At 63.7% G+C, this 13,194-nt stretch carries 9 protein-coding genes; 7 read left to right on the forward strand and 2 right to left on the reverse strand.

Features of this window, described 5'->3' with window-relative positions; translation table 11 throughout:
* Window positions 1-5: 5 nt before the first annotated feature.
* Entirely contained in the window at window positions 6-2,711 is a 2,706-nt protein-coding gene (pepN, locus tag YH64_RS15675) for an aminopeptidase N (protein ID WP_143215399.1), read from the reverse strand.
* 150 nt (window positions 2,712-2,861) lie between these two features.
* On the opposite strand from pepN, the gene YH64_RS15680 reads away from it, so the two are divergent.
* Complete coding sequence (locus YH64_RS15680; RefSeq protein ID WP_046805539.1) at window positions 2,862-3,509, forward strand: DUF4136 domain-containing protein; 648 nt, start codon at window positions 2,862-2,864, stop codon at window positions 3,507-3,509.
* 87 nt (window positions 3,510-3,596) lie between these two features.
* On the opposite strand, the gene YH64_RS15685 is transcribed toward YH64_RS15680, so the two are convergent.
* Window positions 3,597-3,980, reverse strand: coding sequence for an H-NS family nucleoid-associated regulatory protein (locus YH64_RS15685; protein WP_046805538.1), 384 nt, complete (start codon window positions 3,978-3,980; stop codon window positions 3,597-3,599).
* 812 nt (window positions 3,981-4,792) lie between these two features.
* On the opposite strand from YH64_RS15685, the gene tldD reads away from it, so the two are divergent.
* From tldD to glcF, 6 genes are all read left to right on the forward strand, one after another.
* Window positions 4,793-6,253: a metalloprotease TldD gene (gene tldD / locus YH64_RS15690; RefSeq protein WP_006218381.1), complete on the forward strand. Its 1,461-nt coding sequence runs from the start codon at window positions 4,793-4,795 to the stop codon at window positions 6,251-6,253.
* Between the two features lie 277 nt (window positions 6,254-6,530).
* A complete protein-coding gene (gene aroG / locus YH64_RS15695; RefSeq protein ID WP_046805537.1) occupies window positions 6,531-7,604 on the forward strand; it encodes a 3-deoxy-7-phosphoheptulonate synthase AroG in 1,074 nt (357 codons plus the stop codon).
* A 130-nt stretch (window positions 7,605-7,734) separates the two neighbouring features.
* Window positions 7,735-9,144, forward strand: coding sequence for an FAD-binding oxidoreductase (locus YH64_RS15700; RefSeq protein ID WP_046805536.1), 1,410 nt, complete (start codon window positions 7,735-7,737; stop codon window positions 9,142-9,144).
* A gap of 171 nt (window positions 9,145-9,315) precedes the next feature.
* Window positions 9,316-10,815, forward strand: coding sequence for an FAD-linked oxidase C-terminal domain-containing protein (locus YH64_RS15705; RefSeq protein ID WP_046805535.1), 1,500 nt, complete (start codon window positions 9,316-9,318; stop codon window positions 10,813-10,815).
* Window positions 10,816-10,827: 12 nt separating this feature from the next.
* Window positions 10,828-11,934 (forward strand): glycolate oxidase subunit GlcE, encoded by a 1,107-nt coding sequence (glcE, locus tag YH64_RS15710; RefSeq protein ID WP_143215400.1) that lies wholly within the window; start codon window positions 10,828-10,830, stop codon window positions 11,932-11,934.
* A gap of 3 nt (window positions 11,935-11,937) precedes the next feature.
* On the forward strand, window positions 11,938-13,173 hold the full coding sequence (glcF, locus tag YH64_RS15715; protein WP_046805533.1) for a glycolate oxidase subunit GlcF: 1,236 nt from the start codon (window positions 11,938-11,940) through the stop codon (window positions 13,171-13,173).
* Window positions 13,174-13,194: the final 21 nt, after the last annotated feature.

Raw genomic sequence — 13,194 nt, forward strand, 5'->3', positions numbered from 1 at the left:
TCTCCCTATGCTGCGAATTCTAAAGCCTTGGATACGATTTCCTGCACGTTGCGCGACAAGCCCGCATGGGCGCGCACCTGTTGCAGCGCGGCCTGCATGGGCGTGCGCAGGGCCGGCACGAAGCGCGACCAGTTATCCAGCGCACGCGCCAGCCGAGCCGCAACTTCGGGGTTCAGGGCGTCCAGCGCCAACACCTGCTCGGCCCAGAACGCATAACCCGAACCGTCCGGGTGGTGCATGCCGCGCGCATTGTTCAGGCAGAACTGGAAAATCAGCGCGCGGGCGCGGTTGGGGTTGCGCAACGTGAAGGCGGGGTGCGTCATGAGTTCGCGGGCGGTATGCACCGTGGTCGAACGCGCGGCCGCCTGCAAGGCAAACCACTTGTCCACCACCAGCGGGTTGTCGCGCCACTTGTCATAGAACGCTGCCAGCGCTTCCTGGGGGAAGTCGCCCTGGCCGTAATTGATCAGGGCAGACAGCGCGGCCATGCTGTCGGTCATGTTGCCGGCGTGCTCGTACTGATGCTCGGCCAGACGCTGGGCGTCGTGTTCGCCGGCCGCCAGCAGATGGCTCAAGGCCAGGTTCTTCAGGGCGCGCTTGCCGGCGGGCACCGGCGCGGGGCTGTATTCGCCCGGCGTCTGGTTCTGTTCGAACGCCTGGCGCAATTCCGTGGCCAGCTGCCGGCCGAGTTCGGCGCGCAGGAAGTCGCGGGCCACAGCCAGCGCGGGCGGGTCCACCGCCTGCATGCGCTCGGCCAGCGTCTTCTCGGACGGCAGGGCCAGCGCGCGGGCGCGATAGGCGGCGTCCAGGGCCGGGTCGGTCAGCAGTGCGCGCCAGGCATTGATGAACGCCGCGTCCGCGTGTAGCGTGCGCCCGGCCTGGCGGGCTTCGGCCAAGGCCAGGATCTGGCGCGTGGCCAGTTCCTGGCCGGCTTCCCAGCGGGCGAAGGGGTTGGTGTCATGCGCGGACAGCAGCGCCAATTCTTCGTCGGTCCAGTCATAGTCGACGATGACCGGGGCCGAGAAATCGCGCAGCAACGAGGGCACGGGCCGCTCGGCGATATCTTCGAACACCCATTGTTGGCTGGGCGTGGTCAGTTCCAGCAGGGCGGTGTCGCGGGTGGCGCCGTCGTGACGCAGCGGCAGCGCGCGGCCGTCCTGGTCCAGAAGGCCGATCGCAAACGGGATGTGGTACGGCGCCTTGACGTAGTCAGCGCCGGCTTTTTTCTCGACGCCCACCGGCTGGCATTGCTGGGTCAGCGTGACGGTGCAGCGGCGGGTGGCGGCGTCGTGTTCAAGCGTGACGGCCACGCGCGGCGTGCCGGCCTGGCGGTACCAGCGGCGGAACACCGACAGGTCGCGGCCCGGGTGCTGGCGCACGTAGACCGATTCCATGGCGTCGACAAAGTCGTCGCAGGTGACGGCCTGGCCGTCGTGGCGGCGAAAGTACTCGTCCATGCCGGCGCGGAAGCCTTCCTCGCCCAGCAGCGTGTGCTGCATGCGGATGACTTCGGCGCCTTTCTCGTACACGGTTGCCGTATAGAAGTTGCCGATTTCCTGGTAGCTCTCGGGGCGGATGGGGTGGGCCATGGGGCCGGCATCTTCCGGGAACTGGGCGGCGCGCAGGGCCACCACGTCATCGATACGCTTGACGGCGCGCGCGCTGGTGGCAGCGGCGGCATCCATGTCGTGCGCCATCATGTCGGCGCTGAATTCCTGGTCGCGGAAAACCGTCAGCCCTTCTTTCAGGCTCAGCTGGAACCAATCGCGGCAGGTGACGCGGTTGCCGGTCCAGTTGTGAAAGTATTCATGGCCGATGACGGATTCGATGCCTTCGTAGTTGGCGTCGGTGGCGCTGTCGGCGTCGGCCAGCACGTAGGCGGCGTTGAAGATATTCAAGCCCTTGTTTTCCATCGCGCCCATGTTGAAGTCATGGACGGCGACGATCATGAAGCGGTCCAGATCCAATTCCAGGCCGAAGCGGGTTTCATCCCAGCGCAGGGCGCGCACCAGCGAATCAAGCGCCCATTCGGTCTTGGTTTCAGAGCCCGGGTCGCTGTAGACCTGAAGCAGCACGTCGCGGCCGCTGGCCGTCTTGACGGTGGTTTCACGGTGCGTCAGGTTGCCGGCCACCAACGCAAACAGATAGCAAGGCTTGGGGAACGGGTCTTCCCATTCGACTTCGTTGCGGCCGTCAGGCAACTGGCGCGATGCCATCAGGTTGCCGTTGGACAGCAGCACGGGGTATTGCGGCTGCGCCCGCAGCGTCACGCGGTAGCGCGACATCACGTCGGGGCGGTCGGCAAACCAGGTGATGCGGCGAAAGCCCTCGGCCTCGCATTGCGTGAAGAAGTTGCCGCCGGACACATACAAGCCCATCAGCGTGGAGTTGGCGGACGGATTGCAGCGGCTGACCACGTCGACCGTGGCGTCGGCGGGCAGGCCGTATATGGCCAGGCTGTGCTCGGACAGGTGATAGGCGTCGGCGTCCAGGGTGGCGCCGTTGACCGCTACCGACACGAGTTCCAGGTCTTCTCCATCCAGGATCAAGGCCGCGTCGGCGCTGGCGCCGGGCTTGCGTTGCACGTGCATCGTGCAGCGCACTTCGGTGGCGTCCGGCGCCAGATCGAAGGCCAAAGCGACTTCGGGAATGTCGTAGGGGTAGGGCTGGTAATCCTTGCGATAAACGGTAATGGGCGTGTCGGTGCGCATGGAGTTGCAGTCCTAGTTTGAACGAGGGGTCTATTGTAGTAGGTGGGCGCGGCGCGCAGTCTGGGGCGTGCGGGCTACGGCAAACTTTTTGCCGTGGGCATAGTCAAAGCTCAGTATGATGGCGCCGTCGCGCGCAACAGGAGTCGCAAAATGTTCCGAAAGTCGTTGTTCGGTGTGGGCCGTTGGGCAGGATTAACGGCTGTGGCGGCAACGCTGGCACTGACCGGTTGCGCCGCGCCGTCCGTTTCCGCGCGGGTGACTTCGTTCCAGCAATGGCCTACCGGCGTTGAAGGGCAGACTTACCAATTTGTGGCCGCGGATCCGAATCAACTGAATAATCTGGAATACCAGTCCTATCAGGACATGGTGCGCGCCGGCATCGGTGCAACGGGTTTGGTCGAAGCCCAGCCCGGCGCCAAGGGGCGTTTTGACGTGTCATTTACCTATGGCACCAGCCAGACCCAGGTAATGGTGCGCCGCGCCTACGATCCCTATTTCTACGGCGGCTACGGCTATGGCGGATATGGCGGTTTCTACGGGCCTCGCCCCTGGGGTGGCGCCTATGGGTACTGGGGGCCGGAATGGGTCGATGTGCCAATGGCGGTGCAGCGCAACACACTAAGCTTGAAGATTCGGGACACCCAACGTGGGGGTGCCGAGGTTTACCGTTCCACGGCCTTCATACTTAGTCAGGGCGATGATTTCATGCGCACGATGCCCTATCTGGTACGCGCGATATTCGACAATTTCCCCGGGAATAATGGGGCGGAACGCGAAATTCAGTTCCCCGTTCAGTAAGCCCTGACGGCGCTTCGACGCTGAATTCCAAAATAAATCGGCGCACCAGATTGGTGCGCCGATTTATTTCTTACTACAGAATAGGTTTTATTCTTTGATAAGAAAGCTGTCGCGTGTCGCGCCACCGGCTTCTTCAGCCGCGAGCCAGCGCGGGGCTTTGCCACGGCCGCTCCAGGTTTCGCCCGTTTGCGGGTGACGATACTTCGGGGCAACGGCACGCTTGACGGCGGTGGCGGGGCGTGCAGCCGCGCCAGCCTTGCGTCGGCCACCGGGGGCCACGCGCGCGGGCTTGCCCGAACCGTATGCCGCAATGATTTCTTCCGGGGTGATGTCGTATTCGCGCATGGACGTGATGATGGAGGTGATCACGGGCTTGCGACGCTTCGTTTGGAGGACTTCCGCCTTCTTTTGAAGCTTGTTGATTTCCTTCTCGATCTTTGCTTGCAGAGCTGCGTATGTTTCTCGGGCCATGGTTTATTCCTGATTATGGAACTGCTTTAATCGCCGGCGAAGTAATGTTTAATTGTTGTGCTTCGCATAATACATAAATTGCGGCTTGACTTCTCTATTTTCGAGCTAATTACTTTGTATCAAAAGAGCCGCAAGGCCTGACGGTATGCCGGCCTCGGGCAGGAACAAGTTTTGGGAAGGATATTCCCAAATTTAGGACGATTTGAAACAGACGCGAATTTGGTTCACAAGGCGGACGAATCCCGCAAACAGGGGCTGTTCCCGGCGTCATTTGTTTCAATTAGCGAAAGAATCGCGTTTTGTGACAGCCTCCGCCGGGTTTATGTTGTTGGTCGTGGACGATTTAAAGCCGGGCCATGCCAGCCCCCGATTTATGAGCCAAGGAGGGTGACCGAATTGACACTTTCGTTGCCTCGATGCGGCCGCCATGCATTTTGGCATTGCCTGCTCAGCGGATTGATATGGTGAATTAGGGAGTGTTCCGGGCAGAGTTTCCGCATTTTGATCAGCGCTTGTCAGACCAATCCTGGGTATTTCTCACTCTTGTATGCCAAGAGCCTAGGAGTGTTCAACCGCGTTCCGGAGCGGCTCCCCAACTGTTATGTGGTGAAACAATATTTAGTTGTTTTGCTTAACTTGATACTTCATTCGATGTCCCCATATTTATTCACGCGTGAATAATCTTTCACCCCTTGGTAGCGGCCGCCTTGCCAAAGTCGGGACGAGGGGGGCCGGTCAGCGGTACGATACGGTCTTGTGCATCCACGCAACGCGTGCGCCCGTGCCGCGCCGATGCCCCCTGAATAGAGCCTATGAAAATCACTGATCCCGCTATTGCTTCCCTTGCCACCGCCAAATCGCTTTTGCTTGACCCCTGGGGCCTGACCGAAGCGGATATGGCGCGTGCCCTGGGTGAGATCTTCACCCACAAGGTCGATTACGCCGACCTGTACTTTCAGTACACGCGCAGCGAGGGATGGAGTCTGGAAGAGGGCATCGTCAAGACCGGCAGCTTTTCCATCAGCCAGGGCGTCGGCGTGCGTGCCGTCAGCGGCGAGAAAACCGCCTTTGCCTATTCCGATTCCCTGTCGGCCGACGCGCTGCTGTCGTCTGCCCACGCCGTGCGCGGCATTGCCCGGCGCGGCGCCGGCAAGGTCAAGGTGGCCGCCCAAGTCGAAGCCGAAATGGGCCGCAGCCTGTACGCCGACATCGACCCCGTCGCCACGCTGAGCGCACCGGAAAAGGTGGCGCTGCTGGAACGCATCGAGCGCATGGCGCGTGCACGCGACCCGCATGTCATCCAGGTGATGGCCGGTCTGGGGGCCGAATATGACGTCGTGCTGGTGGCCGGCAGCGATGGCCGTCTGGCCGCCGACGTGCGCCCGCTGGTGCGCCTGTCGCTGACCGTGATCGCCGAACGCAACGGCCGCCGCGAAATGGGCCATGCCGGGGGCGGTGGACGCTTGGGGCTCGCCTACTTCACGGACGAAATGCTGCAAGGCTATGTCGAACGTGCCGTGCATGAAGCCATGGTCAACCTGGAAGCGCGCCCGGCGCCCGCTGGCGAGATGACGGTGGTGCTGGGGTCCGGCTGGCCCGGCATCCTGCTGCACGAGGCGGTGGGCCACGGGCTGGAAGGCGACTTCAATCGCAAAGGCTCCAGCGTGTTTTCCGGCCGCATCGGCGAACGCGTGGCATCCAAGGGCGTCACCGTGGTCGACGACGGCACGCTGCCCGACCGCCGCGGTTCGCTCAACATCGACGATGAAGGCAATGCCACCCAGCGCAACGTGCTGATCGAAGACGGCATCCTGCGCGGCTACATGCAAGACACGCTGAACGCGCGTCTGATGAAAACCGCCGCCACCGGCAACGGCCGCCGCGAATCGTTTGCGCACCTGCCGATGCCGCGCATGACCAACACGTACATGCTGGCCGGCGACAAGCCTGCCGAAGAAATCGTGTCGTCGGTCAAGCGCGGCCTGTACGCCGTCAATTTCGGCGGGGGCCAGGTCGACATCACCAGCGGCAAGTTCGTGTTCTCGGCATCCGAGGCCTACATGATCGAAGACGGCAAGGTGACCTACCCGGTCAAGGGCGCCACGCTGATCGGCAACGGCCCTGACGCCATGACCCGCGTCACCATGATCGGCAACGATCTTCAGCTGGATTCCGGCGTGGGTACTTGCGGCAAGGACGGCCAGAGCGTGCCGGTGGGCGTGGGCATGCCGACCGTGCGCATGGAAGGGCTGACCGTGGGCGGTACCGCCTGAACGTCAAATCGGGCCGTCACCGTCGCCAAAAAACGATGTGACGGCCCGAATGTTTTGTGCTAGAGTCATTTCCCATGAAATTCGCGTCCCCCGCCTTTACCTTTTATTTTTATGGTTTTCTGAAGCCGCTGGCGGAGGAAGGGACGCACTCAATCTGAAGTTTGGAAAGAATCCCCCAAAAAAGCCGCCAGCGAACTGGCGGCTTTTTTTGTGCCGCCGGGATCGGAAACCACCGATCGGATATGGACCCGTTGGCGGGCAACCCAGGAGCAGTACCGTGTCACACAATACCGACGACCTTCGCATCCGAGAAATCAAGGAACTGAATCCGCCCGCGCACGTGATGCGCGAGTTTGCATGCACCAAGGAGGCGGGCGACACCGTGTTCGCTGCCCGCCAGGGCATGCACCGCATCCTGCACGGCATGGACGACCGCATGATCGTCGTGATCGGCCCCTGCTCGATTCACGACACGCGCGCCGCCATTGAATACGCGAAGCGTCTGAAGCCGGTGCGTGACCGCCTGAGCGCCGATCTGGAAATCGTGATGCGCGTGTATTTCGAAAAGCCGCGCACCACGGTGGGCTGGAAGGGCCTGATCAACGATCCGGATCTGGACGGCAGCTTCGACATCAACAAGGGCGTGCGCGTGGCCCGTGAACTGCTGCTGGATATCAACAGCCTGGGGTTGCCGGCCGGTTGCGAGTTTCTGGACATGATTACGCCGCAGTACATCGCGGATCTGGTCTCCTGGGGGGCGATCGGGGCACGCACGACGGAAAGCCAGGTGCACCGCGAACTGGCGTCCGGCTTGTCGTGTCCGGTGGGGTTCAAGAACGGCACGGACGGCAATGTGAAGATCGCGGTCGACGCGATCAAGGCTGCGTCGCAGCCGCACCACTTCCTGTCGGTGACCAAGGGCGGGCATTCCGCGATTGTGTCCACCGCCGGCAACGAGGACTGCCACGTCATCCTGCGCGGCGGCAAGACGCCGAACTACGACGCGGCCAGCGTTGACGCCGCCTGCCAGGACGTGTCCAAGGCCGGCTTGGCCCAGCGCATCATGGTGGACGCCAGCCACGCCAACAGCAGCAAAGACCCCGAAAACCAACCCCGCGTCATCGACGACGTGGCGCGCCAGATGGAAGCGGGCGACGCGCGGCTGATCGGCGTCATGGTGGAAAGCCACCTGTTGGGCGGGCGCCAGGACATGGTGCCGGGCAAGCCGCTCGTGTACGGCCAGAGCATTACCGACGGCTGCATCGACTGGGACGCGTCGGTTGCCGTGCTGGAGCGCCTGGCGCACGCGGTGCGCGAACGCCGCCGCGTTGCGCTGACCTCGGGCAAGTAAGCGGCCGGTCACGCCGGCGCGCCGCACGCCGTCTTCCTGGGGCGGTTTGCGGCGCAGCATGCGGGGCGGCGTAGAATATTCGGATTAACGAACCCGCGCTCGCCGCGAATTCCCCGAGAACACGCTGATCATGAATGCTCCCTTGCACGCTGAAACGTTGCGCCGTCCGGTGCCGGCCGCCTGTCTGGACGCCTTGCGCGCGCGCTTTGGCGACCGCCTGTCTGAATCCTCGGCCGTGTGCGAGCATCACGGCCGCGACGAGTCCCCGTATCCCGCCATGCTGCCCGACGCCGTGGTCTTCGCGCACAGCACGGAAGACGTGGCCGCGGTGGCCAAGCTGTGCAACGAACACCGTGTTCCGTTGATTCCCTATGGCGCCGGCTCGTCGCTGGAAGGCCACATCCTGGCGATCCAGGGCGGCATCAGCCTGGACCTGTCGCAGATGAACAAGGTGTTGGCGATCAACGCCGAAGACCTGACCGCCACCGTCCAGGCCGGCGTCCTGCGCAAGCAGTTGAACGAAGAGATCCGCAGCACCGGCTTGTTCTTCCCGATCGACCCGGGCGCCGACGCCAGCCTGGGCGGCATGGCCGCCACGCGCGCCTCCGGCACCAACGCCGTGCGCTACGGCACCATGCGCGAAAACGTCATGTCGTTGACCGTCGTGACGGCCGATGGCCGCATCATCCGCACGGCCGGCCGCGCGCGCAAATCGTCGGCAGGCTACGACCTGACGCGCATCTTCGTCGGTAGCGAAGGCACGCTGGGCATCATCACCGAAGTCACCGTGCGGTTGTACCCGCAGCCCGAAGCCGTGTCGGCGGCCGTCTGCAACTTCCCCACGCTGGACGCCGCCGTGCAAAGCGTGATTGAAATCATCCAGATGGGCGTGCCGATCGCGCGCGTGGAATTCATGGACGCCGCCAGCGTGCGGTCGGTCAACCAATACAGCAAGCTGAGCCTGCGCGAAACGCCGCTGCTGGTGTTTGAATTCCATGGCAGCCCGGCCGGCGTGCAGGAACAGGCCGAAACCGTGCAGGCGATTACCGCCGAACATGGCGGCATGGACTTCGAATGGGCCGAACGCCCCGAAGACCGCAGCCGCCTGTGGACGGCGCGCCACAATGCCTACTTCGCGGGCCTGCAATTGCGTCCCGGCTGCCGCGCCAGCACCACCGACGTGTGCGTGCCGATTTCGCGCCTGGCCGATTGCGTGCGCGAGACCGTCGAAGAATTGGAACGCGCCAGCTTCCCGTACACCATCGTCGGCCACGTGGGCGACGGCAATTTCCACGTATTGATGCTGCTGGACGCCGACAATCCGAAGGAATGGGAAGAGTCGGAAACGATCAACCACAACCTGGTTCGCCGCGCGATTGCGGCGGACGGCACCTGCACCGGCGAACATGGCGTGGGCTTGCACAAAATGCAATTCATGGCGGAAGAGCATGGCGACGATGCGCTGGATCTGATGCGTAGCCTCAAGCACGCGTTTGATCCGAACAACATTCTGAATCCCGGCAAGATCGTGTCCTGGTAAGACATCAAGCGGGCCGCGCGCCTTGCTGAAGCCGACGGTATTGCCGTCGGCTTTTTTACGCGTGCACCGCGCGCAATTACTGCTGGTTACGAGTCGGGCACGGCGTTTATCCCATGGATGCGGGTAAATCCCGGCCTGTTTTCATAGTGCGCTCGCGCTATTGTTGCGCTCATGAATTCACTGGTCGAAACCGGCCTGGCACAAGTGCAGGCGCCTTATTCTTTGCAGCAGCTCATCGAGGCGTTGTCGGCCGCGTTGCCCGCGCACTGCGTATTGTTCCGCGAAGAAGATACCCGTCCCTACGAGTGCGACGGCCTGTCGTTGTATCGCGCGCTGCCGGCCGTGGTGGCCCTGCCTGAAACCGAAGAACAAGTGCAAGCCGTCATGCGGATCTGCAAGCGGCTGAATGCGCCGCTGGTGGCGCGCGGCGCGGGCACGGGCTTGTCTGGCGGCGCCATGCCGCATAGCCAGGGCGTGCTGCTTGGCTTGTCCAAATTCAATCGCATCAAGCATATCGACCTGGCCAGCGCCACCGCCATCGTGCAGCCCGGCGTGCGCAACCTGGCCATTTCCGAAGCGGCCTCGCCCTATGGCCTTTATTACGCGCCCGATCCGTCCAGCCAGATCGCCTGTTCCATCGGCGGCAACGTGGCCGAGAATTCCGGCGGCGTGCATTGCCTGAAGTACGGCCTGACCGTGCACAACGTGTTGCGCGTGCGGGTCGTCACCATTGACGGCGACATCGTCGAGCTGGGCTCCGAGGCGCCCGATGCACCCGGGCTGGATCTGCTGTCCGTCTTCATCGGATCAGAAGGCATGTTGGGCGTGGTCACCGAAGTGACGGTAAAGCTCATTCCCAAGCCCGCTTGCGCGCAGGTGGTGATGGCCAGCTTTTCCAGCGTCGAGGCGGCCGGCAATGCCGTCACGCAGGTCATCGCCGCGGGCATGATTCCTGCTGGGCTCGAGATGATGGATCGCCGCGCCACGCATATGGTCGAACCCTTTGTGTGCGCCGGCTACGATCTGGATGCGCAAGCCATCCTGCTGTGCGAATCGGACGGCACCCCTGACGAGGTCGCTCACGAAATCGCTCGGATGGAAGCGGTGTTTCGCGATGCCGGTGCAACGCGTTGCCAAGTGTCCACGTCGGAAGCCGAGCGCCTGAAGTTCTGGGCGGGACGCAAGAACGCGTTTCCGGCGGCCGGCCGCGTGTCGCCTGATTATTACTGCATGGACGGCACGATTCCGCGTCGCCACCTGGCGCGGGTGCTGGGCGCCATCGAGCAAATGGAAGACGAATTCGGCTTGCGATGCGCCAACGTTTTCCATGCAGGAGACGGCAACCTGCATCCGCTGATTCTGTTCGATTCGAACAAGCCGGACGAGGTCGAGCGCGCCGAGAAATTTGGCGCCGCGATTCTTGAGCTGTGCGTGCAGGTAGGAGGCACCGTGACCGGAGAGCACGGTGTGGGTATGGAGAAAATCAATCAAATGTGCGTGCAATTCTCTCGCGAAGAACTCGACGCGTTCCTGGCGGTCAAGCGGGCGTTCGACCCGCCGTGCCTGCTGAATCCTGAAAAAGTCATTCCCACGCTGGCCCGCTGCGCCGAATACGGCAAGATGCACGTCCATGCGGGCGAGTTGCGGTTCCCCGATCTCGCCCGTTTCTAGGACGCATCCCCTATGGATTTTGTCCTGTCGGAATTGTGCGACCAGGTCATGACGGCTCGTGCCGGCCACAAGCCGTTGTTTGTCATGGGCGGCGGCAGCAAGGCGTTCTACGGCAACTATCGCCCGGTCACGCCGCAAGACGGCCACTGCCTGCTCGACATGACGCCGTATCGCGGCATCGTCAGCTATCACCCCTCCGAGCTGGTGGTGACCGTACGCGCCGGTACGCCGTTGGCCGAGCTTGAAGCGGTGTTGGCCGAGAACGGGCAGATGCTGGCGTTTGAACCGCCGCACTTCGCGGCATCGGCAACCGTGGGCGGTTGCGTGGCGGCGGGGCTGTCCGGGCCGCGCCGCATGAGCGCCGGCGCATTGCGCGACTTCGTCCTGGGCACCCGGCTGCTGGACTCGGAAGGGCGCATGCTGTCGTTCGGCGGCGAAGTCATGAAGAACGTGGCGGGGTACGACGTGTCGCGCTTGTTGGCGGGGTCGCACGGCATCTTCGGCGCGATTCTTGATGTGTCGATGAAGGTGGTGCCGCGACCCATGGAAGAACTGACGTTGGTACTGCCCGCCACGCAGGCGCAGGCGTTGGCAAGCTTTGCCTTGTGGCGCGGCAAGCCGTTGCCCATTTCCGCCACCAGCTGGACGGGTGACGATGACGGGGGCGAAGGGCTTATGCACGTGCGGCTGTCAGGCGCGCCGCCTGCGCTGGCTAGTGCGCGCCACGTCATCGGCGGGGACGCGCTGTTGCCGGATGCCGCGCTGGTGTGGTGGCGCTCGTTGCGCGAGCAGACGCACCCGTTTTTTCCCCCCGGCCGGCCTTTGTGGCGCCTTGCGCTGCCGCCCACCGCCGCTGCGTTGGGCCTGGGGCCCACATTGATCGAGTGGGGGGGCGGCCAGCGTTGGTTGTCCGGCCAACGTGACGCCACCGAGCTTCGCGAAATCGCCGCGCGGCTGGGCGGGCACGCCACCTTGTTCCGCCCTGGCAACAGCAAGCCACCGGTCGACGGGGTATTTCATCCGCTGGCGCCCGGCGTCGCGGCGATCACGCGCCGGCTCAAGCAGGAGCTTGACCCGGCCAGCCTGTTCAACCCCGGCCGCCTGGTTCTGGAGCTATAGCGCATGCAAACCAACCTGGCATCCTGGGCCCGTGATACCGACCTGGGCAACGAAGCCGACGCCATCTTGCGGCGCTGCGTGCATTGCGGTTTCTGCACCGCCACCTGTCCCACGTATCAAGTGCTGGGCGACGAGCTGGACAGCCCGCGCGGGCGCATCTATCTGATTAAGCAGGTGCTGGAAGGCGCCGAGCCCACGCAGTCCACGCAACAACACCTGGACCGTTGCCTGACCTGCCGCAATTGCGAAACCACGTGCCCGTCGGGCGTTCAGTACGGGCACCTGATCGACATCGGGCGCAAGATCGTGGACGAACGCGTGCCACGTTCATGGGCCGACAAGACCAAGCGCAACTTGTTGCGTCGTGCGATGTTGTCGCCCATGTTCGCGCCCGCGATGAAAGCGGGGCAGGCGATGCGCGCCATGCTGCCCGAGGCGCTCAAGCGCAAGGTGCCCGAGCGCCGTGATGCGGGCGCCTTGCCCGTTGTGTCAGGGCATGCACGCCAGGTGCTGATGCTGACCGGCTGCGTGCAGCCGGCCATGATGCCCACCATCGACGCCGCCACCATCCGCGTGCTGGATGCGGTGGGTATCGGCGCGCGGCTGGCCCCAGGTGCGGGGTGTTGTGGCGCGGTCAGTTTTCATCTGGACGCGCAAGACGCCGCGTTGGCGCAGATGCGCGCCAATGTGGACGCGTGGTGGCCGCTGATACAGGGTGGGGCGGTGGAGGCCATCGTCATGAACGCTTCCGGCTGCGGCGCGATGGTCAAGGAATATGCGCATCATTTGAAGCATGATCCTGCCTACGCGCAGAAGGCCGCGGATATCGTTGCGCGCGTCAAGGACGTGGCTGAAATTGTCGCCCCGCATGCCGCCCAGCTGCGTGCGCGTTTGCCCGGCGGCGCGCGGGCCGCGTATCACCCCCCCTGCACCTTGCAGCATTGGCAGGGCCTGCGGCCGCTGTCCGAGCAGTTGCTGGTGGATCTGGGTTTCGATTTGCAGCCGTTTGCCGACAAACACCTGTGCTGCGGCTCGGCGGGTGCGTACTCGGTGCTGCATCCGGATATCGCGTTGCAGCTGCGCGACCGCAAACTGACGGCCATTGCCGCAGGCGGGCCCGACGTGATCCTGTCGGCCAACATCGGCTGCATTGGCCATCTGCAAAGCGGCACCGACACGCCGGTGCGGCATTGGGTGGAAGTGGTGGACGAACAGCTGCGCCAGACGGCGGCGGCGTAGGTACAGAAAGGCGCCGGTCCG

Source organism: Achromobacter sp. LC458 (assembly GCF_001005835.2).
Lineage (GTDB): Bacteria > Pseudomonadota > Gammaproteobacteria > Burkholderiales > Burkholderiaceae_B > Achromobacter > Achromobacter spanius_B.

What these genes read in the sequence shown, in the direction of transcription:
- YH64_RS15685 (WP_046805538.1), bottom strand. Translation starts at nt 3,980, where the DNA reads ATGGCCCGAGAAACATACGCAGCTCTGCAAGCAAAGATCGAGAAGGAA.
- YH64_RS15705 (WP_046805535.1), top strand. Translation starts at nt 9,316, where the DNA reads ATGAATTCACTGGTCGAAACCGGCCTGGCACAAGTGCAGGCGCCTTAT.
- tldD (WP_006218381.1), top strand. Translation starts at nt 4,793, where the DNA reads ATGAAAATCACTGATCCCGCTATTGCTTCCCTTGCCACCGCCAAATCG.
- pepN (WP_143215399.1), bottom strand. Translation starts at nt 2,711, where the DNA reads ATGCGCACCGACACGCCCATTACCGTTTATCGCAAGGATTACCAGCCC.
- glcF (WP_046805533.1), top strand. Translation starts at nt 11,938, where the DNA reads ATGCAAACCAACCTGGCATCCTGGGCCCGTGATACCGACCTGGGCAAC.
- glcE (WP_143215400.1), top strand. Translation starts at nt 10,828, where the DNA reads ATGGATTTTGTCCTGTCGGAATTGTGCGACCAGGTCATGACGGCTCGT.
- YH64_RS15700 (WP_046805536.1), top strand. Translation starts at nt 7,735, where the DNA reads ATGAATGCTCCCTTGCACGCTGAAACGTTGCGCCGTCCGGTGCCGGCC.
- YH64_RS15680 (WP_046805539.1), top strand. Translation starts at nt 2,862, where the DNA reads ATGTTCCGAAAGTCGTTGTTCGGTGTGGGCCGTTGGGCAGGATTAACG.